General features: G+C 72.0%; 21 protein-coding genes. 6 read left to right on the plus strand and 15 right to left on the minus strand.

What is annotated here, in order from left to right:
* From PED38_RS04095 to PED38_RS04115, 5 genes are all read right to left on the minus strand, one after another.
* A partial coding sequence (locus PED38_RS04095; protein WP_270979905.1) for a hypothetical protein occupies window positions 1–194 on the minus strand: 194 nt, incomplete at its 3' end.
* 161 nt (window positions 195–355) lie between these two features.
* A complete protein-coding gene (locus tag PED38_RS04100) occupies window positions 356–1414 on the minus strand; it encodes a hypothetical protein (protein ID WP_063070257.1) in 1059 nt (352 codons plus the stop codon).
* A 128-nt stretch (window positions 1415–1542) separates the two neighbouring features.
* Entirely contained in the window at window positions 1543–6264 is a 4722-nt protein-coding gene (locus PED38_RS04105; protein ID WP_270979909.1) for a PKD domain-containing protein, read from the minus strand.
* A 151-nt stretch (window positions 6265–6415) separates the two neighbouring features.
* Window positions 6416–7084 (minus strand): hypothetical protein, encoded by a 669-nt coding sequence (locus tag PED38_RS04110; protein WP_270979911.1) that lies wholly within the window; start codon window positions 7082–7084, stop codon window positions 6416–6418.
* Entirely contained in the window at window positions 6976–8529 is a 1554-nt protein-coding gene (locus PED38_RS04115) for a hypothetical protein (RefSeq protein WP_270979912.1), read from the minus strand. Before PED38_RS04115 ends, PED38_RS04110 begins: the two co-directional genes overlap by 109 nt.
* Before the next feature lie 744 nt (window positions 8530–9273).
* On the opposite strand from PED38_RS04115, the gene PED38_RS04120 reads away from it, so the two are divergent.
* The 3 genes from PED38_RS04120 (at window position 9274) to PED38_RS04130 (ending at window position 13620) form a co-directional block, all read left to right on the plus strand.
* Window positions 9274–11787 carry a right-handed parallel beta-helix repeat-containing protein gene (locus PED38_RS04120; RefSeq protein WP_270979914.1) on the plus strand — a complete coding sequence of 838 codons (2514 nt, stop codon included), beginning with the start codon at window positions 9274–9276 and terminating at the stop codon, window positions 11785–11787.
* 233 nt (window positions 11788–12020) lie between these two features.
* Window positions 12021–12503, plus strand: a complete 483-nt coding sequence (locus PED38_RS04125) for an adenylyltransferase/cytidyltransferase family protein (protein ID WP_270979915.1) — start codon at window positions 12021–12023, stop codon at window positions 12501–12503.
* A 10-nt stretch (window positions 12504–12513) separates the two neighbouring features.
* A complete protein-coding gene (locus PED38_RS04130) occupies window positions 12514–13620 on the plus strand; it encodes an acyltransferase family protein (protein ID WP_270979917.1) in 1107 nt (368 codons plus the stop codon).
* Window positions 13621–13756: 136 nt separating this feature from the next.
* Here the strand turns inward: PED38_RS04130 and pip are convergent, their stop codons facing one another.
* Window positions 13757–14731 (minus strand): prolyl aminopeptidase, encoded by a 975-nt coding sequence (pip, locus tag PED38_RS04135; protein ID WP_063070247.1) that lies wholly within the window; start codon window positions 14729–14731, stop codon window positions 13757–13759.
* A 114-nt stretch (window positions 14732–14845) separates the two neighbouring features.
* On the opposite strand from pip, the gene PED38_RS04140 reads away from it, so the two are divergent.
* From PED38_RS04140 to PED38_RS04150, 3 genes are read left to right on the plus strand one after another with little or no spacing between them, the layout of a single operon-like run.
* Window positions 14846–15634, plus strand: a complete 789-nt coding sequence (locus PED38_RS04140; RefSeq protein WP_063070246.1) for an esterase — start codon at window positions 14846–14848, stop codon at window positions 15632–15634.
* Window positions 15635–15679: 45 nt separating this feature from the next.
* Entirely contained in the window at window positions 15680–15931 is a 252-nt protein-coding gene (locus PED38_RS04145; RefSeq protein ID WP_063070245.1) for a ribbon-helix-helix protein, CopG family, read from the plus strand.
* Complete coding sequence (locus PED38_RS04150; protein WP_270979918.1) at window positions 15925–16272, plus strand: type II toxin-antitoxin system PemK/MazF family toxin; 348 nt, start codon at window positions 15925–15927, stop codon at window positions 16270–16272. The genes PED38_RS04145 and PED38_RS04150 overlap by 7 nt, the downstream gene beginning before the upstream one ends.
* 86 nt (window positions 16273–16358) lie before the next feature.
* On the opposite strand, the gene PED38_RS04155 is transcribed toward PED38_RS04150, so the two are convergent.
* The 9 genes from PED38_RS04155 to PED38_RS04195 form a co-directional block, all read right to left on the minus strand.
* Window positions 16359–16826 (minus strand): hypothetical protein, encoded by a 468-nt coding sequence (locus PED38_RS04155; RefSeq protein ID WP_270979919.1) that lies wholly within the window; start codon window positions 16824–16826, stop codon window positions 16359–16361.
* Window positions 16827–16956: 130 nt separating this feature from the next.
* On the minus strand, window positions 16957–17493 hold the full coding sequence (locus tag PED38_RS04160; RefSeq protein WP_270979920.1) for a hypothetical protein: 537 nt from the start codon (window positions 17491–17493) through the stop codon (window positions 16957–16959).
* Between the two features lie 2 nt (window positions 17494–17495).
* Window positions 17496–18017, minus strand: coding sequence for a hypothetical protein (locus PED38_RS04165; protein WP_270979921.1), 522 nt, complete (start codon window positions 18015–18017; stop codon window positions 17496–17498).
* Complete coding sequence (locus tag PED38_RS04170; protein WP_270979922.1) at window positions 18014–18529, minus strand: hypothetical protein; 516 nt, start codon at window positions 18527–18529, stop codon at window positions 18014–18016. The genes PED38_RS04165 and PED38_RS04170 overlap by 4 nt, the downstream gene beginning before the upstream one ends.
* 2 nt (window positions 18530–18531) lie before the next feature.
* Window positions 18532–19047: a hypothetical protein gene (locus PED38_RS04175; protein ID WP_270979923.1), complete on the minus strand. Its 516-nt coding sequence runs from the start codon at window positions 19045–19047 to the stop codon at window positions 18532–18534.
* A 377-nt stretch (window positions 19048–19424) separates the two neighbouring features.
* Entirely contained in the window at window positions 19425–19907 is a 483-nt protein-coding gene (locus PED38_RS04180) for a hypothetical protein (RefSeq protein WP_270979925.1), read from the minus strand.
* 32 nt (window positions 19908–19939) lie between these two features.
* Window positions 19940–22285, minus strand: a complete 2346-nt coding sequence (locus PED38_RS04185) for a hypothetical protein (protein ID WP_270979927.1) — start codon at window positions 22283–22285, stop codon at window positions 19940–19942.
* Entirely contained in the window at window positions 22282–22674 is a 393-nt protein-coding gene (locus tag PED38_RS04190) for a DUF6507 family protein (protein WP_063070239.1), read from the minus strand. Before PED38_RS04190 ends, PED38_RS04185 begins: the two co-directional genes overlap by 4 nt.
* A 214-nt stretch (window positions 22675–22888) precedes the next feature.
* On the minus strand, window positions 22889–25069 hold the full coding sequence (locus tag PED38_RS04195; protein ID WP_270979929.1) for an acyl-CoA dehydrogenase family protein: 2181 nt from the start codon (window positions 25067–25069) through the stop codon (window positions 22889–22891).
* Window positions 25070–25162 lie beyond the last annotated feature (93 nt).

Genomic DNA, 25162 nt, shown 5'->3' on the forward strand with positions numbered 1-25162 from the left:
GCGGCCTCCCCCGTGAACCGGCCGCCCTCCGCGAGGGTGCCGGTGCGGCCGGCAACGGCGAGCCCGGCGTCGACGATCGCGAGGTCGTCGACGTGCTGCGCGATCCGCACCATGAGCCGCGTGAGGAGGAGCGCGGGCGCGGGGCTCGGCCGGCGTGCGCGCGGCGTGCGCACGCTCGCGCGCGGCGCGGGCATCGTCTCGGGCGCCTGGGGCCACGCCCACCGGGAGTACGCGCGGCCGTCCGCCTGAGCGGGGTCGCGCGGGACGCGGGCGCCGGGCCGCCACGGAGCCCGCGGGTCCCACGGGTCCCGCGGGTCCCGCGGATCCGCCGCATCCGCCGCCGCCCCTCCCCCGGTCAGCCACAGGCCCGGCGGCCCGCGACGATCGCGACCGCGCGCCGGTACGCGGCGACGTGCCGGGCGCCCGCCTCCGGCCACTCGCGGCGGGACAGGTCGGGCCGTGCGCCGGGCGCGAGCGCGCGCACGGCATCCAGCGCCGCGGCCACGTCCGCGGCCTCGAGCTCGCCCTCGTAGGCGTGCACCCAGCCGGGCCCGACCTCCGCGGCGAGGCGCGCGTTCACGCGGTTGGCGGGCATCAGCACGGGCCGGTCGAGGCTCAGGGTCGTGAGGGCGCCGCCGGAGTTGTGCATCTCCCGGTAGGGCAGCACCACGAGCTCGGAGGCGCCGACGAGCTCGACCACCTCGGCGTCCGCGAGGAAGCGGAGGTCGAGCCGGACGCGGTCGTCGGCCGCCGCGAGGCCCTCGAGCGAGGCGGCGAGCTCCGGCGACGACGGGCGGCCGCCCACGCGCAGCGACGCGTCCCGGGGCATGCCGCGGAACGCCGCGAGCAGCCGGTCGACGCCCTTGTAGCGGCGGATGAGGCCGAAGTAGCCGATGCGGCCGGGCACGACGTCGGGTCGCGGGTGGTGGCGGAACCAGTCCCGGTAGTGGCCGTGGACGATGGTCTCGTGCGGACGGTCGGCGCGCTCCGGGGTGTCCTCGTTGAGGTGGATCCAGAGGGTCGTCCGCCGCTCCATCAGCCGCAGCAGCGCGCGCTCCCGGCGGGAGATCCCGTCGGGCAGCTCGAGGTTGTGCAGCGTCCGCACGAGCGGCGTGCGCGTGATCGCGAGCCGCGCGACGAGCGCGACCGTGAGGCCCTGCCGCACGAGCCGCTTGAGCGGCCCGTGCCCGGAGACCAGGATCTCGGGCCAGTGCACGTGCAGCACGTCGTAGGGCCGCAGCAGCGCGCTCGTCCAGGAGAAGGTGCGGACCGCGACGCCGGGCTGGCGGGCGATGCTCTCGGCGAGCATCACGAGGTACGGGTTCGTGGTGGGCCGGGGCGTGGGGAAGGACTGCTGCACCACGAGGGCGCGGGCGCGCCGGGACGGGGCGGTCGGATCGGGTCGGCGGCTCACGTGGTGCTCCAGGTCGATGGGCGGGCGGCGGTGCGGGAGGCGGGTGCCGCCGAGGGGCGGGGACGCGCGAGGGGAGGGGACGCGCGAGGCCGGGCCGGCCGCATCCGGCCGACCCCGCCGCGCGCGCATCAGGGTCGGAACGCGCTGAACTCGGTGACCGAGATGGTCTGCGGCGCGTTCGTGGCGCTGCCCGAGATGTAGCCGACGAGGCCCACGCCGCCGGGCGCCTGCAGGCTCGCGGTGGAGTCGGTGGCCCGCACCGTCCACGCGGCGGGCTCGGGCGTCCCCGCGATCCAGACCTTGGCCGCGATCGTGGTGGGCGACGTGCCCGTCACCTGCAGGCGCACGCTCACCGCGGTCCCCGGGGCGACGGTGCCGGGCACCTGCACCTCGGGTGCGATGACCGTGCTCGACGACGAGTTCCGGTACGCGAGCAGCGACACGGCGACCGTGCCCGTGCTCTTCATGCGCACCAGCGCGCGGTACTCGTTGTCGTCCGCCACCCGGCGCCCGGTCGCGTAGAGGTACGTGCCGCCGCCGGTGGCCGCCTTGTCGAGCGAGAAGGTCGTCCGCAGGTCGGTGTCGGTCGACCTCACGCCCTGGAGCGTCCCGCCGCCCTGCACGCCGGTGCTCGGCAGCGCGATCCTCGCGGCGCCGTCCTTGACGCTCAGGTAGGACGCGAGGCCCCAGCGGGTCCACGCCCCGCCCACGTCCGCCGTGCCCCAGCCGTTCGTCGCGCTGCGCGTGAACGCGTCGCGGGCGAGCGGGGCGGCGACGGGCGCCGCGGCGATCGTCACGGTGCCGGTCGAGGTCGCCGTGGCGCCCGCGGAGTCCGTGACCGTCAGCGTCACCGTGTAGGTGCCGGGGGCGGCGTAGACGCGGCTGGCAGTGCGGCCGGCGGCCGAGGTGCCGTCGCCGAACTGCCAGGCGTACGAGGCGATCGGGCCCTCGGCGTCGGAGGACGCGGAGGCGTCGACCGCGACCGCGGATCCGGTCACCGCGCTCGTGAAGGACGCCGTCGGAGGCCCGTCGACGACCACGGGGGCCGTCGCCGTGACGCTCTGCAGGCTCGTCGCCGTGGACCCCTCGCCGTCCGTGACCGTGAGGCGCACCTGGTAGGTGCCCGCCGCGGCGTAGGCGTGCGTCGCCGTGGCGCCGGTCGCCGTCGCGCCGTCGCCGAACTGCCAGGCGTAGGAGGCGACCCGGCCGTCGGCGTCCGCGGACGCCGTCCCGTCCACCGCGACGGACAGGTCCGTGACGCGGCTCGTGAACGAGGCGGTGGGCGCCTGGTTCGCGGGGGGCGCGGCGGTCACCGTCACCGACGTCGTGCTGACGCCCGTGAGGCCCTCGTCGTCCGTGACCGTGAGGGTGACCGGGTAGGTCCCCGCCGCGGCGTAGGTGTGACGCGCCTCGGCGCCCGTGGCGGTGGATCCGTCGCCGAACGCCCAGGCGTGGGAGGCGATGCGCCCGTCCGCGTCGGCGGACGCCCGCCCGTCGACGGCGAGCGCGAGGGCGTCCATCGTGGAGGTGAAGGCGGCCGTCGGCGCCTGGTTCGCGCGCGGGGCGACGACCGTGACGTCGGCGGTCTTGACCGCCGTGGCGCCCTCGTCATCCGTCACCGTGAGGCGCACCGGGTAGGTGCCGGGCCGGGCGTAGGCGTGGGTCGCCTTCGCGCCGGTGGCCGTGCCGCCGTCGCCGAAGTCCCAGGCGTAGGAGGCCACCGTGCCGTCGGCGTCGGCCGACGCGGACGCGTCCACCGCCACCTGCAGGTCCGTCGGCTCCGCGTCGAACGCGGCCGTCGGCGCCTGGTTGGGCGCGGTGCCCTGGCCGAGCGCGTAGTGCTGGGCGACGGTGCTCGCCGAGAGCGCGGTCGTGTACACGGCCGCCTCGTCGATGGTCGCCTGCACGTAGGGGCTGGAGGATCCCCAGGTCGGGTCGCCGCCGAGCTTCCAGAAGCCGTCGTAGCCCTGCGCCTGCGTCTGCGGATGGGTGCCGATGAGGGCGCCGTCGACGTAGAGCTTCAGGCCCTCGCCCGACTGCGTCGCCACCACCTGGTGCCAGCGTCCGTCGGTGTAGGAGCCCGGCGTGGTGACCGTGTTCTCCTGGCCCGTCCACGTGCCGAAGGTGATCCGGCCGTCGTCGCGGAGGAACACGTGCCGGTCGTAGTTGTTCGACAGGCCGTTCGGGTTGTCGCCGAAGCCGATGAGCTTGCCGCCCCGGTTCGTCGTCGAGCTGAACCAGAGCTCGAGCGAGTACACCTGCGGGTCGGAGACGCGGCGCGTGCCGGGCACCATCCCCGACTGGCCGTCGAAGCGCGCGGCCGCGCTGCCCGCGGTCGTGAGCACGCCGGGCACGCCCTGCGTCACGCCGCCCACGTAGGCGGCCGGGCTCGCCGTGGTGCTCGCGTCGGCGGCCACGGTGGTGCCCCCCTTCTCGTCGAGGCGCCAGAAGGAGTCGGCGTCGTCCTGGAACACGCGGCTGCCGTACGAGTCGGCGGGCGCCTGCGGCAGGGTGGACGCGCGGCCCGAGGCGACGTAGTGCGCGTCCACGCGGCTCCGGTCGAGCGCGGTCGGGTACACCGCGACCTCGTCGATCTCGCCCGCGAACCACGGGCCGCCGCTCCACGAGTTGTCGCCGCCGATGCGCCAGAAGCCCCGGTAGTCCTGCCCGCCGGTCGTGTCGGCGCGGTAGCCCGCGCGGACGCCGTCGACGAAGAGCTGCATGCCGCCGGAGCCGAGCGTGCCGACCAGCTGGTGCCACTTCCCGTCGTTGAGCGCCGTGCTGGACCTCAGCTTCCGCTCGGTGCCGGGGTACACGCCGAACGTCACGTAGCCGCTGCCGTCCATGTAGAGGTGGCGGTCGTAGTTGCTCGAGGTGCCCGTGCTCCTGTCGCCGAAGCCGACGATCTTCCCGCCCGCGGTGGTCGTGGTCTTGATCCACGCCTCCACGGAGAAGGTCTGCGGCGCGGGGATCAGCTGCTGCGTGGCCGAGAGCCCCGCGTCGGTGCCGCTGAACGTCGAGGACGTCGTCGGGTCGCCGACGACGGCCCCCGGCGCGCCGCGGCTGACGCCGGCGCCCGCCACCTGGTCGGCGAAGCCGGCCCAGTCGTAGACGGTCGGGCCCGACGGCTCGCCGAGGCGCCAGAACCCGGAGGCCCCGTCGGCGCGCACGGCGTCGACGTAGCCGCCCGGGTCGACGCCCGTCACGGTGACCGGCGCGGTGTCGCCGAGGACGGTGTTGCCGAGCGGGTCGGTGGCGCGGATCCGGTACGTGTACGTCGTGCCCGCCGTGAGGCCGCGGTCGACGAAGCCCATCGCCGGGCGGTCCCACGGGCGCGAGTCCTGCGTGGTCGTGTACACGGGCGTGGAGGTGTTGCCGTCGCGGTAGACGGCGTACGTGAGCCGGCGGTTGTCGCGGTCGGCGTTGGCCGGCCACGTGACGCGCGCGGTGCCGGGCTCGAAGCTCGTCACGGTGGGCTTGAAGAGGGCGCCGGCGTCGATCGGCCCCTGCGTGTTCGGCGCCCTGTCCTTCACGGCGAAGCGCACGATGCCCTGCTGGCGCTTGCCGTTCACCTGCGTGAACTCGCCCGCGTAGGAGAGGTAGCCGTCGCCGGCGGCGACGCTCCACGGTCCCTGGCTCTGGCCGGTGACCGTGCCGACGTTGAAGTCGGGGTACCAGTCGAGCAGCGTCGGGGCCGGGGTGCCCTCGAAGTTGTGGTAGCCCATGGGGTCGCGCGTCAGCGTCCCCGTGACGGCCTTCGAGAACGCGAGGCCGCGGTAGAAGGTCCAGGTCGGCTCGGTCTGGCCGAAGCCGCCGACGTTGCCGCAGTAGTGCGGGTGGCCCGCGACGTAGACGGTGTCGCCGAAGGGCACGGCGGAGTGCGTGTCGCCGTGGCAGTCCTCGACCCACGTGGTGGTGCCGGTGGCCCAGTCGGCGCGGAAGGCGCCCTCGAGGTTTCCGGTCTTGCCGTACGTGTAGCCCGTGCCGTAGACGCTGTCGGAGTCGCTGGTGAGGCTCGTGATCGCCGCGTCCTTGCCGGCGTTGCGCACGAGGGAGTTGATCCCCCACGGCAGGTTCCGGCCCGTGGCGGTGCTGACCGCGCCCAGGCCGTAGCCCGGGTCGCTCGAGCCGTTGAGGCTCGTGAAGCTGCCGCCGAGGACGAGCTTCTGGCCGTCGGGCGAGATGACCATCGAGGTCACCGTCCCGTCCGACGTCGTGGGCGCGAACGCCGTCTCCACGCCGTTCGAGGCGTTCACGGCCGCGATGCGCGACCGGACGCTCTTGCCGATCGAGGAGAAGGCCCCGCCGATGTAGACGGTCGACGCCGTCGCGACGATGGTGCTCACCGAGGCGTTGGTGCCCGCCGTGAAGGAGCCGATGACCTGGCCGGTGACCGGGTCCAGGGCCGCCACGCGGTACTTGTTCACGCCGTTGACGGAGGTGAACGTGCCGCCGATGTAGATGCGCTTCCCGTCCGGCGACGCCTCGATGGCCTTGACCTGGCCGTTGACGACCGGCGCGAAGGAGGTGATGAGCGCGCCCGTGCGGATGTCGTAGGCGAGGAGGTTGGAGCGCGGGACGGCGCCCACGCCGGGCGCGGCTCCGGCCGGCTGGGCGGTGGCGAAGCTGCCGCCCACGAAGACGGTGTCGCCCACCACCTCCTGGGTCCAGACCACGCCGTCGATCTGCACGGTGGGCAGGGCGTCCGCGGAGACGGTGGTGGGCGTGGCGGATTCGACGGGGACGGTGTCCGCCACGGCGGGCTGGACGCCCACGAAGGCCGATGCCAGGACGGCGACGGCGGTGGCGAGCGCGAGCGGACGCAGGCGCGCGGGCAGGGTAATGCCCATGGTGAGGCCTCATTCGGGTTCGGGTGACGCGCGCCGGCCTTTCGGGTTGCCGGTGCGCTGACCGGATCCTACTTTCACGGTCGATCCGGCCGGATCCCCCAGTGCGGGGGTGGCCTGCGCCGGCCCCGCGGGGACGGGGACCGGCGGCGGATCAGGGCCGCGGCGCCTGTCCGGAGAAGACCACGGCGGGGGTGCCCGCGCGGTGGTCGTAGGCGATGCGCACGTCGTCGCGGCGCTCGACCGGGACGGTGAACACGTAGGTCGCCGTGGCGGTCCCGCCGGCCGGGACCTCGGCGGGCAGCGGCGTGCTGCCGGTGCGGAGCGGGTCGGCCGGGAGGAGGTCCGCGCCGGAGGCGACGGTGACCACCGCGGCGGCGAGGGAGACGGGCGCGTCGGTGCCGTTCGCGACGGTGACGACGAAGGACAGGGCGGGGCCGGCGATCTCGCCCGCGCCGTCGGCGACGCCCTCGACGGCCCGCAGCTCGTCGATGGACACGTCGACGCCGGGCACGGGCTGGGCGGTCGCGTCGAGGCCCACCGCGGGCGCCTCGGCGGGCGGCGACTGGCCGTCGGCCGGATCCTGCGACGTGACGGGAGCGGGCGCGTCGGGGTCGGCGCCGCCCGGCCCCGTGCCGCCGTCGGCCCCGCCGCGGGAGGCGAGGACGGCGGCGACCACGAGGACCGCGACCACGACGGTCGCGACCACGAGCATCACGAGGCGCCGGCGGCGTCCGGTCGCGGCGGTCGCGGCGGTCGCGGTGGTCGCGGTGGTCGCGGTGGTCGCGGTGGTCGCGGTGTCGTCAGGCGTCGAGCGGTCCATGCGGGCTCCGTGCTGGTCGGGTGCGGGGGCGGGTGCGGGTGCGGGTGCGCTCCGGACGGCTCGCCGCGGGCGGTCGCGGGGTCGGCCGCGCGCGGGATCAGGCACAGCCCGACGGCGAGCACGAGGAGCGGGATGCTGCTGTACAGCGGGCTGAACGGCAGGTTCCAGAGGGTCTTCACGGCGACGTACACGAGCACCGCCGCGCCCGCCCGGTGCGCCACCGACCGGGCCGCGCCCGTGAGGACGACGACGAGGATGACGACCGAGAGCGCGATCCCGATCAGGCCGAAGCGCGTCCAGAGGTCGCCCACGAGGGAGTGCAGCTCGAACCCCTCGCCGAAGAGGTAGTCCTCGACGTAGCCGTTGTCCGGGTCGTAGCCGAGCGCGGCCATGCCCGTCTTGGCGATGCCGAGCTCCGTGGAGGTCGGGAACGTGCCGGAGCCGAAGCCCCACGGGTGCGCGCGCAGGAGCGCGACGAACGCGCCGACCTCGGGGCGCCCGCCCGTGATCACGGACCCCGACTCGTCGAGCTGCGCCTCGGTCCGCTGCCGGGTGGCCTCGCCGAGGTAGCCCTCGAGGATCAGGGCCTGCCCCGCCTGGGAGACGACGAGCGCGAGCCCGCCCAGGCCGAGCAGCGTCAGCGCGACGCTCCCCCGGCGGCCGGGCATCGACGGCCGCATCTCCCACAGCACGACGAGCAGCACGAGGAGCAGGATCGCCAGCTCGGACCGCGCGTCGTTGAGGCCCGCGAGCACGACGAGCACGACGAGCGCCACCGCGGCCGCGCGTCGGCTGCCCCACCGCCAGGCCAGGGCGAGGACGAGGACGGTCACGGGCACCGTCAGGCCGAACTTCCAGGGGTTGCTGGAGAAGAGGCTGGAGGAGGGGTTCACCCCGGCGAGCATGCCGACGCCGAACCACACCGCGACGGTCGCGTCCCGCATGAGCGTCCGCGCCCAGAGCAGCACGCCGATCCCGGCCAGCAGGCCCAGCACCATGACGGTCACGTACGTGGTCTCGGTGCGGGAGACCACGTGGTCGCCGCGGGACGCCTCGGTGAGCCAGAGGCCCGCGCCGACGGCGAGCACGATCGCGCCGGCGACGACCACGGCGCCGCGGTACCGGGCGAGGCGCGGGATCCAGAGCGGCGCCAGCACGACGGCGAGCACGTGGCCGACCTCGAGGCCCTGCTGGAGGGGGATCCGGAGCGCCAGGGCGACGATCGTGACCGCGGCAAGCGCGCGGAGCAGCGGATGCGCCGCGGCGGCCGAGGCGGTGGACGGCGCGGCGGACGGCGCGGCAGCCGACGCCGCAGCGGTGGACGCCGGATGCGGCGCATCCGGCGCGAGGGCGGTGCCGGGCGCGCCGACGGCGGCCTCGGCCGGGCCGCGGGGCGCGGGTCGACGACGTCGTGCCGGGGTCGACCGGCGGGGAGAGGAGACCACGGGTACCGTCCTTCTGGGCGCTGGTCCAGCTCACAGGATAGGTCGGCGGACGGCCGTGTCCACCATGCGGGAGCGACGCGGGACGGGAGCCGGATCCGCCGTCCCCCGCTCTGGGGTCAGGCACCCCCCGCACTGGGTGTGCACAAGATGAGATGCCGGAGAGCCTTCTGTGGTAGCGCCGATCCGTATAGAGTCGGGTCATCACCAGGCGCGGGTCCCGAAGGGCCGGCGAGCGGCCCGCGGCACGCGGATCCGTCGCGGTCCTCCCGTCGTCCGGTGCGAGCGGCGACCGGTCCCCCGACCGGGCGCCCGTTGCCCGCCTGCCGTCTGATCCTCCGCGCTCCCGCGCGGACGGGGTCGGTCGCGATGACACCCGAGGACCTCTTGATCCCCCTGGCCGAGTCCCCCGTCCCCCTGCCCGCCCCCGCACCGCGCGGCCTCCTCGGGCTGCTGGCGCCACCGCCCTACTGGTGATGCGCGCGCCCGGTACTGATCGGCACCGGGCGACCCCGATCGCGCCCCGACGCGGACGTAGTGTCCTGCACATCGCGTCGCCACCCGCCGGACGCGGATGACCGATCCGCTCCGCGCCGCGCACCCGGGAGGGCCCGGGACGCCTGCGCGGGCGATCGCCCGTCTCGGGCCACCACGGGCCCCGACCATCCGGTCGGCCGCGCCCGCTCATCCCCCACGCCTGCCGGCTCGCCGGCGGGTCCCCGCTTTCCGAAGCAGAGGAAGAACGTCATGACCGCCTCCACCCCCCTCCCCCGCGCCCCGCGGGACCGCGCGCCGCGTCGCCGGCTGCGCGGCATCGCCGCCGCCGCCACCGTCGTCGCGGTCGCGCTCGGCGCCGTCGTCGCGTCCGAGACCGCACCGGCCGTCGCCGCCGCGACGAGCGACTCCTTCAGCCGCCAGAGCACGGGCGGCTGGGGCACCGCCGAGACGGGCGGCGCGTACACGTCGTACGGCCCGGCCGGCGCCGCCTTCTCCGTCGACGGCGGCCGCGCCCGCATCGCCGGGATCCCGGCGGGCACGTCCGCGGGCGCCTGGTCCGCCGGCACCGCGATGCTCGACGGCACCGCCGGAGCGACCGTCGCCCTCGTCGGCACGACGCCGCTCGGCCTGTACCAGGCGGTCGAGATCCGCCGCCAGGCCGACGGCAGCTCCTACCGCGGCAAGGTGGAGCTCGGCCGGTCCGGCGCCCTCCGCGTGAGCCTCTCCCGCACGGCGTCGAGCGGGGCGTCCACCGCGCTCGGCAGCGTCGTCGCGGCCGGCACCGCGGAGGCCGGGACGGACGTGAACGTGCGCGTGCGCGCCACCGGCACCGCGCCCGTCGCCCTCGCGGCGAAGGCGTGGGTCGCCGGCACGGACGAGCCCGACTGGCAGGCGACCGCGACCGACGCCTCGAGCGCCCGCATCGCGAAGGCCGGCGCCACGGGCGTGTGGTCCTACGCATCCGGCAGCAACAGCCGCACCACGACGGTCGCGTTCGACGACCTCTCGCGCGTCCCCGCCGGATCCACGGCGACGCCCGCGCCGAGCCCGACCCTGACGCCCACCGCATCGGCCGCGCCGTCTCCCGCCCCGACGCCCACGCCGTCGACGCCCGTCGCCGTCCCCGCGACCGGCGCGCGCGGCTCGGCCGCCGTCGGCTCCGCCGCCTACCCGGTGCCGTCCGGTGCGCTCTTCGTGAGCAGCGGCTCCGGGGACGACGGGGCCGCGGGCACGCAGGGCGCACCGCTCCGGACGATCGTCGCGGCGGTCGGGAAGGCACGCTCGGGCCAGACGATCGTGCTCCGCGGCGGCACCTACCACGAGGCCGTCGTGGTGCCCTACGCGAAGCAGCTCACCATCCAGGCGTACCCGCGCGAGGCCGTCTGGCTCGACGGATCCCGCACGTTCTCCGGCTTCGCGAAGAGCGGCGGCTCCTGGGTCGTGTCGGGCTACACGCCGAAGCACCCGACGACCATCGCCGGCATCCGCGACAACCCGCGCTTCGTCCGGCCGGAGGCGCCGCTCGCGGCCCGCCTCGACCAGGTGTTCGTGGGCGGCACGCAGCTGCGCCAGGTGGCGTCCGCGTCCCAGGTCGTGCCCGGCACCTTCCACGTCGACACCGCGGCGAAGACCCTCCGCATCGGCACGGACCCGACCGGCAAGGAGGTGCGCGCGAGCGACCTCCGGCAGGCGCTGCAGGTCCAGTCGGCCGGCACGACGCTCCGGGGCTTCGGCGTGCGCCGCTACGCGACCGCCTACGAGGACCGCGGCACGATCCGCTTCGACAACGTGCGCGCGACCGTCCGCGACCTGGTCGTGCAGGACAACGCCATGACGGGCATCACCATCGGCAACGACGGCGCCCTGCTCTCCCGCGTCACGGTGCAGCGCAGCGGCATGCTCGGCATCAGCGCCGCGTACGCCTACGGGATGGTCGTCGAGGACAGCGTCATCACGGGCAACAACTCCGAGCGCTTCAAGGCGGCGCCCGTCTCCGGCGGCATCAAGATCGGCCGCTCGCGCGACGTCACCGTCCGCGACAGCGACACCAGCCGCAACAACGGCAGCGGGATCTGGTTCGACGAGTCCTGCTACGACATCACCGTCACGGGCAACACGTCGAACGACAACGAGTACACGGGCATCCAGCTCGAGCTCTCCGACACCGCGGTCATCGCCGGCAACAGCACCACGGGCGGCCAGACGGGCATCAACGTCTTCGACACCGGCAACGTGAGGATCTTCAACAACACGCTCGGCGGCAACTCGAAGTTCGGCATGACGCTGCTCCAGGACGAGCGGCGCCAGTCGGTCGCGTCCTTCGAGGGGCAGGATCCGCGCCGTCCCGCGATCGACCCCACCGTGCCGTGGCTGACGCGCAACATCCAGATCAGCAACAACGTCTTCGCGACGGGCGGCAACTTCCTCATCTACGCCCTCGACAAGAAGACGGGCATCGCCGTGGACCGGTGGAACCTGACGATCACGGGCAACCTGTTCGCGAAGCGCGTGGCGACGACCGACCCGGCCATGGTCGCGTGGGGCCAGGGCGACAACAGGACCCTCGTGCGCTACGAGACGCCCGCCGCGCTCGCGGCCGCGAAGGGCAGCGGCTGGCGGAACACGCAGACGACCGGCGCCACCACGGTGTCGGGCATGTCCGCGTACCTCGGCCAGGCGGCGTCCCTCGCGGTCGCGCTCCCGTCGGCGATCGCCTCGCTCCTCGGGCAGGCGACGGGCGTCAAGCGGGTCGGCATCTTCTAGGCCGCCCCACCCCCCCCCCGTTCGCGGGCTCCCGCTTCCCCCGGCGGGAGCCCGCGACCTATGCTCGGGGTCAGATCCACCCGCTCCACGCCGCCCCCACCCAGGGCGGCCGACGTACCCGCGTCGCGCGAGCGGGTCGGCCTCCGCCCGGCGTACCCGCTCCGGGCTGCACCCGATCCCGCATCCGCGCGTACCCGCGCCCGGTCGCGGTCCACCCGGAAGAACGACGAGCCATGACCCGAATCGGCTACGCCGCTGGAGCATTCGACCTGTTCCACGTCGGCCACCTCAACATCCTCAAGCACGCGAAGAGCCAGTGCGACCTCCTCATCGCGGGCGTCGTCTCCGACGAGATGCTCGAGCTCACCAAGGGCATCACGCCCGTGGTGCCGCTCGCCGAGCGCCTCGAGATCGTGAGCCACATCAGCTACGTCGACCAGGCCCGCGCGGAGACGCTGCCCGACAAGCTCGACACCTGGCGCGAGGTCGGCTTCGACGTCTTCTTCAAGGGCGACGACTGGCGCGGCACCGCGAAGGGCGAGCGCCTCGAGGCGGAGTTCGCCGCGGTGGGCGTGGAGGTCGTGTACTTCCCGTACACGATGCACACCTCCAGCACCCGGCTCCGGCGCGCGCTCGACATCCTCAGCGGCATGGGCGCCCCCGCGGCGGCCCCGCTCGCCGTGCCGGCCGCCGCGCCCGCGCTCGCCACGCCGTGACCCCGGGCCGATGACGCGCACGACTCCCCCGACGGCCGGCGCAGTGCCCGGCGCCGCGCCCGCGGCATCGCCGTCGATGGCCTACATGCCGCAGCTCGACGGCCTGCGCGGCATCGCGGTCGCGCTGGTGATCGTCCACCACGTCACGCCCCCGGTGGAGACCGGCGGCTGGATCGGCGTGCACGTCTTCTTCGTGCTGTCCGGGTTCCTCATCACGTCCCTCCTCCTGCGCGAGCACGCCCGCACCGGGCGCATCGACCTCGTGCGCTTCTCGCTGCGCCGGGCGCTGCGGCTGTACCCGCCGCTGCTCACCGCGCTGCTCGTGCTCGCGCCCCTCGGCATCGCCGTATCCGGCGTCGTGGGCTACGCGAAGGCGTCCGGCCTGTCGGCGCTCTACCTGATGAACCTCTACGCGACCGTCACCGGGAGCGGCGTGCAGGGCTGGGCCCACACGTGGACGCTCGCGCTCGAGGAGCAGTTCTACCTCCTGTGGCCCGTCGTGTTCCTCCTGGCGTTCGCGGACGCCCGGCGGTCACCGCGGATCGCGGTGGGCGTGCTCACGGCGCTCGCCCTCGCCTCGATCGTCGTCGGCAGCCTGCCCGGGACCGGGATCTCCAGCGCCAACCCGCTGGTGAGCGCGGGCGGACTCGCGATCGGCTGCGTGCTCGCGCTGACCCGGTCGTCGTGGGCGGCCGCCGCCCGGCACGCGCTGGTCGCGCCGGCCGGCATCGCCGCGCTCGCCGCCGCCGTCGTGGTCGGCGGCGTGACCCCCAAGGCCGGCCCCGGTCTCGCCCTGGCGGCGCTCGGATCCGTCCTCCTGCTCGCCGCGCTGGTCGAGGGCGGCGGGCGCGTCACCCGCGCTCTCTCCTGGTCGCCCCTCGTGGCGGTCGGCGCCATCAGCTACGAGCTGTACCTCTGGCACTACCCGCTGCTGCAGTACCTGACGGCGATCACCGGGGGCACGCCCGCCTCCGTCGCGTGGATCGCCATCCCGGCGACCGTGCTCGCGTCCGTGCTCAGCCACCGCTTCGTGAGCGCCCCGCTGGATGCGCGGTTGAAGGCGAGGCTGGCCGCCAGAGAGGGCGCGCGGGTCGACGCGGGGGCCGCGCGCCGCTGATCGGGGCCGCCGGTCGGCCCGACGCTGATCAGTCCGCCGCCGTGGCCGCAGAGCCCGCCGCCGGTCGGTCCGCCGCCTGGGCCGCGGAGCCCGCCGCCGCGGCCGCACAGCCCGTGGCCGGTCGCCCCGCCGCGGATCAGCCCGCCGCCCCCAGCCGGTCCGCCGCGCGCTCGGTCGCCTCGAGGAGCGCCGCGAGGATCCCCGGCTCGTCGAACGCGTGCCCCGCATCCGGCACCATCGTGAAGCGCGCCTCGGGCAGCGCCCGGTGCAGGTCCCACGCGGTCGCGGGCGGCGTGCACATGTCGTAGCGGCCCTGCACGATCTCGGTGGGGATGCCGCGCAGGAGGTGCGCGTCGCGGATCAGCTGGCCGTCCTCCATCCACCCGCCGTGCATGAAGTAGTGGTTCTCGATGCGGGCGAACGCGAGCGCGTACGTCGGCTCGGCGAAGCGCGCCACCACCTCGGGCTTCGGGAGCAGCGTGATGCCCGACGCCTCCCACGTGCTCCACGCGACCGCGGCCGGCCCGTGCACCGCGGGATCCGGATCCGCGAGCAGCCGCGCGTACGCCGCGATGATGCCGCCGCGCTCCACCCCGGGCACGGGCGCCGTGAACGCCTCCCAGCCGTCCGGGTAGACCATCCCCGCCGGGCCCTCGTAGAACCAGTCGAGCTCGCTGGCGCGCAGCGTGAAGATGCCGCGGAGGATCAGCCCGGTCACGCGCTCGGGGTGCGTCTCGGCGTAGGCGAGCGCGAGGGTCGAGCCCCAGGATCCGCCGAAGACGAGCCAGCGCTCGACCCCCAGGTGCTCCCGCAGCCGCTCGAGGTCGGCGACGAGGTGCCAGGTCGTGTTGACGGACAGGTCGGCCGACGGGTCGGAGACGTGCGGCGTGCTCCGGCCGCAGCCGCGCTGGTCGACGAGGACGATGCGGTAGCGCGCCGGGTCGAACAGGCGCCGATGCGTCGGGCTGGTGCCGCCGCCGGGGCCGCCGTGCAGGAACACGACGGGGATCCCGTACGGGTTCCCCGAGGTCTCCCAGTGGAGGAGCTGCCCGTCGCCCACGTCGAGCATGCCGGTGTCGTACGGGTCGATCTCGGGGAAGAGGGTCTGCATGCGACGAGCCTAGGCGGCGGCGCGCCCCCGATCCGGGGCGGCGAGGGACGCGGGCGCCGGACGCCGCGTACCCTTCCCAAGACACCACCCTCCCCGCCGAGAGACGAGGACCCCTTGCCCGCCCTGCCCGAGAGGCGCCCGTCGACGCGGACCACACCGCGGGCGACGCTGCGGCCGCTGCTGCCGCTGGCCTCGTTCGCCGCCCTGGCCGTCGCGCGTCCCACGCTCCGCCTGCACCTGGCGCTGTACATGCGCGACATGGAGGCGGCGATCTTCCCCCCGCACGACGACGCCTCCGCCATCGCCGGGCCGGATCCGGAGCGCGTGCTCTTCGTGGGCGACATCGGCGTGGCCGGGTACGGCGTGCTCCTCGCGGGCATGGCGATGCCCGCCCAGGTGGCCGGCAGGCGGGCGGCCCGCACGGGTCGCGGCGTGGAGTGGGAGACGGTCGCGTCGTACGACATGACGGCGCGCAAGGCCGCCGCGGCGGTCGCCACCCGGACCGGCGGCCTCGATCTCGCCGTCGTGGCGCTCGGCATCCCCGACGTGCTCGTCGCGACCTCGGCCGCCGAGTGGACCGACCGGCTCACGGCCATCGTCCGGAGCATCCGCGCGCAGGCGGGCGACCGGTGCCGGATCGTGCTCTCGGGCATCCCGCCCATGGACCGCTTCCAGCCGATCCCGATGCTCGGACGGAAGCTCCTGCTCGCCCAGGTGACCCGGCTGAACCGGGCCACGAGCCTGCTCGACGACCCCGCCCGCGGGATCGTCTTCGCGCCGTACCCCGACATCTCCGGCACGCGCATGCACGTGCGCGACCGCTTCTCGTACCGCGTGATGCACGCGCACTGGGCGGACGCGACGATGCCGTTCCTGGGGGATCCGCGGTCACCGCGCGACTGACGCGCTCCAAACCCGCAAGCGGTATGACCGGTTATACTCGCCGCCATGAAGACCGCCATCTCCGTCCCGGACGCCGACTTCGAGAGATTCGACCGCCTCGCCAAGCGCCACGGGATGACCCGCTCCGAGTTCTACCGGGTCGCGGGTCAGAAGCTCGCCGACGAGCTGGAGGGGGCGGGCAAGGCCGAGCTGACCCGCCTCGCGGACGCGGCCATCGCCGAGGTCGGGCAGCCCACCGCGGGCGAGGACTTCCTGCGCGAGTCGGAGCGCATCGCACGGACCGGCTCGGAGTGGTGATCTCGCGAGGCGACGTCGTGTGGGTCGACTTCGGCGCTCCGCGCGGGTCGGAGCCCGCGAAGATCCGACCGTCCCTCGTCATCCAGGACGACTGGCTCACCGAGAGCGCCAACGCCACGATCGTGCTCATCCCGTTCACCTCGCAGGTGCGCCTCCAGGTCTTCCCCGGGAACGTGTTCATCCCGGCGGCGGCGTCGGGGCTGGGCAAGGACTCCGTGGCCGTGGTCTCCCAGCTCGGGCCGGTCAGTCGTGAGTTCATCGACCCCTACCCCGTGGGTCGCCTCCCCGGCTACCTCATGGCGCAGGTGTCGGCCGCGGTGCGGCTGCTGCTCGCGGTGTGATGTGCGGCCCACGGCCGGCTGACGCCCGGCTGGCCCGGCCGTCCAGCCCGGGACGGTCCCCACCATGTCGCGATGCGGCTGCGCGACTACGCCCGGTACCGGCCGATCGCGTCCCACTGCTCGAACGCGGGGACGGGTTCCCAGTTGTCGGAGAGGTCGACGTCGTGGTGCTCCCACTGCTGGATGCCGGGGCGGGATTTCTCGTTCAGCCGGCGCGTCATCGAGCCGTCGAGCTTGAAGATGATGGTCTCGACCGCCAACCATTGATGCTGCAGGAATCGCCGTGGCTCGCCTGGATAGGTGAACTCCTTGCGAGAGAAGAGGAACATGCCGGCGGGTTCTCGCCGAAAGCTATAGAAGTGCTTGATGCTTCCCCACTCATCGCACAAGACCGTATTGACGAACTCTGCGTGCGGGGTGACCTCGAGCACGTAGTCGACGACTCCCGCGGCCGCGGCGTCCTGTGCGCGAGCGACAACGGAGAACCAGTCGTCGGGTTCCTTCCTCCGCCCGCCGAACCGCGCTCGCGCCTCGTCACGCGTCAGCTCGGTCATCGGGACCCTCCTGGCGAATGACCACTGGTAGCAGTACTCGTATCCACTCATGTCTCTCCTCGACGATCATCGATGTCCATCAGGACGCAGGCGCGGCTGTTCCCATGCGAGATGCAGAAGCTCGAGTCGATCATGATTCGCGGCGGGGTCGCCACCTGTCGAACTCCCCGAACCGCTCCCAGTCGCCGAACGCGGGAACGTCCTCCCAGTTCTCGCGGACGTCGACGTCCCGGTACTCCGACAGGTGCGTCTCGTTGACCGAGTAGTCGTAGACGAGCTGCTTCACGTACCCCGTAGGGTCGATGACGATCGACTCGTACCATATCGACTCGTTCAGGGGATGGAATCGATCGGCGTCGGGGTAGCGACTCTCCGAGACATGCCTCATGAACATGCGTCCATCCATATTCTTGAACCCATACGAGAATCGCTGTGTGTGGTGCTGGTCGACGAATATGACCTTCACGTACTCCGCATGCGGCAGGATCTCCAGGATGAACTCCGGGGCAGCCGGCTCACTCGCCCCCTCGCGCTTCACGCCCACCGAGAACCAGTGATCCGGCTCGGCGACGAGACCGTCGAACCTGCGGCGAGCCTCAGACTCCGTCAGCGCCTCGAGAGGCCCTCGCTTCCTACCGCTCCATATCGTGCCATACACGTACTTCACAATTACCTGTCAAACTTGCCGAAAGGTTCCCAATCCCCGAACTCGGGAACGTCCTCCCAGTTCGGACTCACATCGACATCCCGATACTCCGACAGGTGCTGCTCTTTCGCGGCGAGGTCATACACAGTCTCCCTGACGTACCCCGTCGGCTTGATGAGCATCGACGACGTCCATACCGTCTCATTGAGCGGATGGAAGCGCTCAGCGTCAGGGTAGCGGTTCTCGGTGACGTCGGTCATGAACATGCGACCCTCCATGTTCGTGAACCCATATGAGAATCGCTGCGTATGATGCTGGTCGACGAATATGACCTTCACGTACTTCGCATGGGGAAGGGTCTCCAGAATGAACTCCGGAGCAGCCAGCTCACCCGCCTCATCACGCTTGACACCCACCGAGAACCAATGATCCGGCTCAGCGACGAGACCGTCGAACCTGCGACGAGCCTCCGACTCCGTCAGGGCCTCAAGCGGCCCCCGCTTCCTACCGCTCCACCTCGTGCCATACACGTACTTCACATTCACCTGCCAAACTTGCCGAAACGCTCCCAGTCCCCGAACTCGGGGACATCCTCCCAGTTTGCGGTGACATCCACATCCTTGTACTCCGACAGGTGCGTCTCGTTGACTGAGTAGTCATAGACGGTTTCCTTCACATACCCCGTCGGCTTGATGAGCATTGACTCGTACCACACCGCCTCATTGAGTGGACGGAAACGCTCAGCGTCAGGATAGCGATGCTCGGTGACATCGGTCATGAACATGCGACCCTCCATGTTCGTAAACCCATAGGCGAATCGCTGCGTATGATGCTGGTCGACAAATATGACCTTCACGTACTTCGCATGAGGAAGGATCTCCAAAATGAACTCCGGGGCAGCCAGCTCATCCGCCTCATCACGCTTGACACCCACCGAGAACCAATGATCCGGCTCAGCGACGAGACCATCGAACCGGCGACGAGCCTCAGACTCCGTCAGAGCCTCAAGCGGCCCCCGCTTCCTACCGCTCCACCTCGTGCCATACACATACATCACAATTACCTGTCAAACTCGCCGAATCGTTCCCAGTCCCCGAACTCGGGGACATCCTCCCAGTTCGGACTCACATCGACATCCCGATACTCCGACAAGTGCCGCTCTTTCGCGAGCAGATCGTAAGCGACCTCCTTTACGTATCCCGTCGGCTCAATGACGATTGACTGCGACCACACGGATTCATTGAGCGGATGGAATCGCTCCGCGTCAGGGTAGCGATTTTCTTTGACATTCGTCATGAACATACGCCCACCCAGATCCCTAAACCCATAAGCGAATCGCAGCGTATGGTACTGATCCACGAATAGGACTTTGACATACTCAGCATGAGGCAAGACCTCGAGGATGAACTCCGGCGCAGCCAGATCACTTGCTCCGTCGCGCTTGACACCCACCGAGAACCAATGATCCGGCTCAGGAACGAGACCGTCGAACCTGCGACGAGCCTCAGACTCCGTCAGAGCCTCAAGCGGCGCCCGCTTCCTACCACTCCACCTTGTGCCGTAGATACAATGCACGAATACCTCCTTGGCTCAGTCTTGATGCAGATGCGTTGCCACTGGTCGAGGAGGTAGGCGTAGATGAAGTCTGCCCGAGCGGTGACTTCGAGCACGAACTCTGGAGGCTCTCCTTCTCGTCGCCCCTCCTGAACTGCGCCTACAGTGAACCAAGCATCAGAATTGACACCGTGCGACTCAAAGCGATTTCGTGCTTGCTGCTCGTGAGAGCAGCCGGCGGAACCGCCAAACGTTGATGCCATTTTTCGGAGCACAGGAATCGCTGCGCTGTCCTCGCCTTGACGACGTTGACGCCCACGTGGGCCATCTACCGGCCAATGCGCTCAACTAGAGCTTAATCGCAGAGCCACGGGCGCACTGTGAAATGCTGTTGTCGACTATCCCCTGTATCGACCAAGGTGACCCCAACTCCCGAACTCCGGCAACACCTCCCAGTTATCCGTGAGGTCTACGTCGCGGTACTCCCACTCCTCGATGGAGGATTGAGACTTGTCATTCAACCTCCGCCTCATGTAGCCGTCGGGCTTGAAAGACACGCGCTCTATCACACTCGAAGCCGGCGGAATCATATACCCGGGCCTGTCGGGATACGTATATTCCACACGACTGAAGAGGAACAGTCTTTGTTCCCGGCGTTCAAAATTGTAAATGAATCGAAGTCGATTGTACTCGTCCATGAGATGGGTGTTGACATATTCAGCTCGAGGGGTAATCTCGAGCACATAGTCGGGGACGCCTTCTTGCACCCGCCCATCGGGCCAGGCTGCGACGGAGAACCAGTTGTCGGCATCTTTTGCACGCCCCTCGAATCGCCTCTGCACCTCCGACAGCTCGAGGGGCTGGCGGGGCTTCCCACCCACGAAAGACCATTTGTACGAATATGTGAATTGCGTCACAGTCCACCCATTGAATCAGGAATATTGTATGCACGCCCATTTGAGTCGCGTATGATCACGTCTACACTCGATGCATAGTCGAGTACTTTTTGCGGAATAGGGGCCGTCTGAGGCGGCAACTCTAGCACCTTCATGCCAGTGAGCGGATCGCCGCTTTGCTTGACTATCTTGCCCGGGGCATATTTCTTCTCAATCTCATCAATGTATCTCTTCATCGTGAACCAACGGACACGAGCGGCTTGCGTGTGCTTTCGTGAGGCTATCCACTCGTCGACTGCGTACGAATCGACACGTGACTTATCCTCGAGAACGACCTCGTACTGCGGGTACCGGTGGTGGTTCGCGTAGTTGAACTCGTGGCCTTCGAGGATGCGCTTCTTCCAGGCGGCGATCTCGGGGTTGGCGAGCCGGTCCGTGATCCACGAGGGTATCGGATGCCGGTTCGCGACATCTGCGCCGGGACCGTCGAAGGCCGCCGCGCCCTCGGGACGCGGGTGCTCGAAGGCGGCATCGTGGTTCCCGTGCACCGCATCCGGCGAGGCGGCGTGCGCCCCCGGATCGCCGTGATGGGCGCCGTCTGCTCCTGCCGGGTCGTGATGAGCTCCCGAGGGGTGATCCGCAGACGCGGCCCGCTCGTCCACCGTCGTCGTGCCGTGCCCGCCTTCGCGCGCCGGAAGGCCGTCGTGCAGCGCATCCGCTCCGGTGCGCGCTCCGCCATGCTGGACGGCATCACTCGCCCCTCCCGCTCGCGATGCCATCCGCGACAGCTCCGACGATCCCCCGCGCGCGGCATCCGCGCCCGCCGCACCAGCCGCACGCGCCTCCGCCGACGGCCCGGCCGCCATCTCGGCCGCATGCCGACCACCCGCCGCGGCAGATGCCGCCCGACCCGACCCCGGATGCTCCACGCTCACGTGCAGGTTCGGGATCTCCCATGCCCCGTCGGCCGTCACCGTGCGCTCGACCGACACGCTCACCCGCGGCACCCGCTCCAACGCCTCCCGCAGCGACGAGACCGCACCCGCCGCCGCCGTCCGCGGCAGAGCCGCGAGCTCCGCCACGCGATCCGAGACCGCCTCCAGTGCCAACCCGGTCTGCTTCACGTACAGACCCGAGTCCAACAGCGCATTCCCGCCGACCTTCGTCAACCGCCCCGCCACCGTGGCGACGTCCGCCGCCTCCGCCGCCTTGCCGCCGACCTCGATCATCCGCGCCCCGACCGACACCACCTTCGCCCCCGCCGCGACCTCACCGGCCCCCGGGATGAACAACGACCCCACGTTCACGAACAACGACCCCGCCGCCCGCGCCGGATCCGTCTGCCACTGCTCCTTGCTGCCGACGAACCCGTCCACCATCTGCTGCTGCTTGTCCAACGTCGACTTCGAGAAGTCCCGCATCCACCCCGGCGTCACACCACTGGAATCATCCGCGAGCACCTGGAACAACGGCGTCGGCGCGATCAGGGAACCGAGCCCCTCCACCACGCCCAACGCCGCCTTGCCCGCGTGATCCCAGTCGCCCCACTGCCCCGTCTCCGGGTTGTACGACACGAGGCTCCCCAGCCCCTCGACCATCCCCTTCGCCGCATCGCCCACGCCGCCGCCGAACGACGTCACGCAGTTGGGCCGCCCCGCCGCCGTCTGCCCGAACGGCAGCGGCTTGCCCTCCTTCGCGGCGGTCGTGAAGTCCGTGCCGTGCACGGTCTCCGGGCACGAATTCGCCGGCGGATGCGCCGCCGCGATCTTGTTCACGCAGTCGGCCTGCGCCTCGTCCAACGCCGTCGCGAGCGTCGCGACCGCCATGATCAGCTTGTCGTTGCGCTGGCTGTAGGGCGCGTACTCCGTCCACTCCACGTGATGCGCCGGTGCCGAGTACATGCCGCCGGGCGAGGATTGCACCGAGCCGTAGTCGGTGAGCTGCGTCGTGGGCTGCGGCCCGATCGCCGGCACGTCGTACCCCTGCTCCGCCTGCGCGACGAATGCGACCGCCTCGGCCTTCAGCTCGACCAGCTTCGCGACGATGGGCGCCACGGTGTCGGCGAAGTCCGTGAGAGCCTTCCCCACCTTCGTGAACCCGTCCGCGAGAGCCGTGGTCTCCTGGCCGACCGGCCCCATCACGGCCAGCAGCGCCTCCGACTCCGGCGCCTCGTAGACCGTCGACATCGTCTGCCACTTGGTCACGGCCGTGGCGCCGTGCTGCGAGACGCCGGCCGAGGCGGACGCGAGCGTCCAGGCGGCGCTGCGGATGAGCTCCGGCGCCATGTCGACGCCGGGGATGCCGTCGGGATCGATGAGTCCGTCCGCGCGGCGTGTGCCGCCGCCCGCGACCGCGGCCATCACCGGCCCCCGGCTCGGGAGGTGAACCAGCTGAAGTCGCCCGCCGCGCGCCCCTCGCCACCCACGGCCGCGTCGACCGCGGCCGTCTGCGCCTGCGTCACGTCGGACGCCATCGTGTCGTCGGCCTCCACGTAGTCCGTGGTCGCTGTGGCGGCGCCGAAGATGCATGCGGTGATGCGGTTCGTGACGTCCGTGACCGACGCGGTCTGCGCGTCGAGGAACGCCGACAGCGCCGCGGGCACCGCCGAGCAGGTGGACGACGCCCCGGTCTCCACGTCGGTCTGAGCACCGCCGATGCCGCTGATCGCCGCCGACAGGTCCTGCGATGCCTGCTGCACCGCGGTCAGGACGTCCTGGACGCCCTGCGGATCGATGCGGTAGCCCTCCGCCACGGACGTCTCCTCCCGGTCGTCCGTCGGCCGCCGCGCGATCGCGCTCGGGGCTCCCGCTCCGGCGCTCGCGCACCCGGTTCCCCATGGCATGCCGAGCACCCCCGCTCGGGGGCGCTGCTCGGACGAGATCAGTCTCCGGGCGTCCCGCAGGCGCTGTCAAACGGTGCGGGAGACACCGCCGCGTGGTGTATGCGCGGCGGCGCCTCAGCTGCTCCTACTTCTTCGCGGTCTTCTCCATGCGCGGCGCCGAGCCGTCCGCGATCCGGGCGTCGCGGTACGCGCGCGCCTCGTCCTGGCGGTCCTTCTCCTCGCCCGACGCCACGGGGGCGCGCACGTGCGCCTGCGTGTAGCCGAACGCGTCCACGAGGTCCTGCGCGTGCGGGCGGAGGCGCGCGACGAGCCGGTCGATGTAGGCCGTCACGGCGCGGGCGCGCGGCGAGCTGATGCGGCCGTGGATCAGATACCAGGCCAGGTCGTCCTCGATGAGGCGGAGGCCGAACAGGTCGCGGGTCCAGGTGAGGATCCGGCGCGTGCCGTCGTCCATGGCGCGGCCGGTCTCCGACGCGGGGTCGAGCGCCTCAGTGAACGCCTCCCACTGCAGCAGCTGCGCGTGCGCGCGGGCCGCCTCGATGAGCGCGTCCTGGTGCCGGTTGAACAGCGCGGCGGCCTCGGCGGGCGGCATCGTGCGGGTGGCCCGCAGCGCCGTCGCGATCTCGGCGACCATCGTCTCCACGCGGCCGGTCAGGAGCGCGCGCTGCGTCTCCGGCTCGCGGAGCTGGCCGACCGAGCGGGCGGTGGATCCGCGGTCCGCGAGCGCCTGCCCGATCCGGCGGAGGCCCGTCGAGCGGAGCGTGCGGTCGGTGGCCTGCTCCACGGCGTAGCGCGCGAGCACCCCGAAGTCGGCCTTCGCGAACCGGCGGTTGACGTCGGTGAGCAGGCGCTTGGCGACGAGCTGGAGGAGCACGGTGTTGTCGCCCTCGAAGGTCGCGTAGACGTCGAGGTCGGCGCGGAGCCCGACGAGCCGGTTCTCCGCGAGGAAGCCCTGGCCGCCGCACGCCTCGCGCGCCTCCTGGATGGTGTCGAGCGCGTGCCACGTGCTGAGCGGCTTGAGCGCGGCGGCGAGGGTCTCGAGGTCCTGCCGGTCCTGGTCGGTGTCGGTCTTCCCGGAGAACACCGAGTCGAACTGCGCGAGCAGCTTCTCGTGCGCGAACGAGGCGGCGTAGGTGGTGGCGATGCGCGGGATCAGCCGGCGCTGGTGCCGCTGGTAGTCGAGCAGCACCTCCTCGTCGGTGCCGCCGGCGACGAACTGGCGGCGCTGGTTGCCGTACGTGACGGCGATCTGCAGCGCGATCTTCGCGGCGCTCGTGGCGGCACCGTCGAGCGAGACGCGGCCCTGCACGAGCGTGCCGAGCATCGTGAAGAAGCGGCGCCCGGGGCTCGTGATCTCGGACGTGTACGTGCCGTCCTCGGCCACGTCCCCGTAGCGGTTGAGGAGGTTCGCGCGCGGCACGCGCACGTGGTCGAAGTGGAGCCGGCCGTTGTCGATGCCGTTGAGGCCGCCCTTGAGACCGTCGTCCTCGCCGCCGACGCCGGGGAGGAACGCACCGGTCTCGTCGCGGAGCGGCACGAAGAAGCAGTGCACGCCGTGGTTCACGCCCTGGGTCACCAGCTGCGCGAAGACCGTGGCGGCGCGGCCGTCGACCGCCGCGTTGCCGAGGTAGTCCTTCCACGCCGCGCGGAACGGGGTGTGCAGGTCGAACTCGCCCGTCTCGGGGTCATACGTCGCGGTGGTGCCGATGCTCGCGACGTCGGAGCCGTGCCCGGTCTCCGTCATCGCGAACGCGCCGGGCGTCTCGAGCGTCATGATCCCCGGCAGGAGGTCGCGGTGGTGGCGCTCGGTGCCGAGGTGCATCACCGCGGAGCCGAAGAGGCCCCACTGCACGCCGGCCTTGATCTGGAGCGACGGATCCGCGGCCACGAGCTCCTCGAAGCCCGCGATGTTGCCGCCGTGGTCCTCGAGCCCGCCGACGGACACGGGGTAGGCGCGGTGCACGCCGCCGTGCTCGACGAGGATCCTCAGCTGCTCGCTCACGCGCGCCCGATGCTGGTGCATGTCGAGGCCCTCGACGCGGTGCAGCTCGGGGCGGCTCGTCAGCTCGCGGGACGAGCGGCGGACGTCGGCCCAGCGGCCGAGGAGGACGCGGCCGAGGGCCTCGACGTCGATGCGCGGCCCGCGGCCCGGGGCGTCCTGGCGGCCGTCGGTGCGGTCGAGGTCCTGCGCGACCTCGGCGTCGACGTCGCCCGCGACCGGGACGGGGGTCCCCCGGAGCGCGCCCGCAGCCGGGCCCCGCCCCCTGGTGCCGCGGGTGGTGCTTCGTGCCGCCGTGTCGACCATGGATCCTCCGTGCCGTCGTCTCGGCCGGCGTCCCTGCCGGCATCGGCCACGCTACGTTCGGATCCTCCACCTGCCGAAAAACACGTGCCGGGC

Source organism: Clavibacter sp. CT19, assembly GCF_027858075.1.
Classification (GTDB): Bacteria; Actinomycetota; Actinomycetes; order Actinomycetales; family Microbacteriaceae; genus Clavibacter; species Clavibacter tessellarius_A.

What these genes read in the sequence shown, in the direction of transcription:
- PED38_RS04105 (WP_270979909.1), bottom strand. Translation starts at nt 6,264, where the DNA reads ATGGGCATTACCCTGCCCGCGCGCCTGCGTCCGCTCGCGCTCGCCACC.
- PED38_RS04110 (WP_270979911.1), bottom strand. Translation starts at nt 7,084, where the DNA reads ATGGACCGCTCGACGCCTGACGACACCGCGACCACCGCGACCACCGCG.
- PED38_RS04120 (WP_270979914.1), top strand. Translation starts at nt 9,274, where the DNA reads ATGACCGCCTCCACCCCCCTCCCCCGCGCCCCGCGGGACCGCGCGCCG.
- PED38_RS04125 (WP_270979915.1), top strand. Translation starts at nt 12,021, where the DNA reads ATGACCCGAATCGGCTACGCCGCTGGAGCATTCGACCTGTTCCACGTC.
- PED38_RS04130 (WP_270979917.1), top strand. Translation starts at nt 12,514, where the DNA reads ATGACGCGCACGACTCCCCCGACGGCCGGCGCAGTGCCCGGCGCCGCG.
- pip (WP_063070247.1), bottom strand. Translation starts at nt 14,731, where the DNA reads ATGCAGACCCTCTTCCCCGAGATCGACCCGTACGACACCGGCATGCTC.
- PED38_RS04145 (WP_063070245.1), top strand. Translation starts at nt 15,680, where the DNA reads ATGAAGACCGCCATCTCCGTCCCGGACGCCGACTTCGAGAGATTCGAC.
- PED38_RS04155 (WP_270979919.1), bottom strand. Translation starts at nt 16,826, where the DNA reads ATGACCGAGCTGACGCGTGACGAGGCGCGAGCGCGGTTCGGCGGGCGG.
- PED38_RS04195 (WP_270979929.1), bottom strand. Translation starts at nt 25,069, where the DNA reads ATGGTCGACACGGCGGCACGAAGCACCACCCGCGGCACCAGGGGGCGG.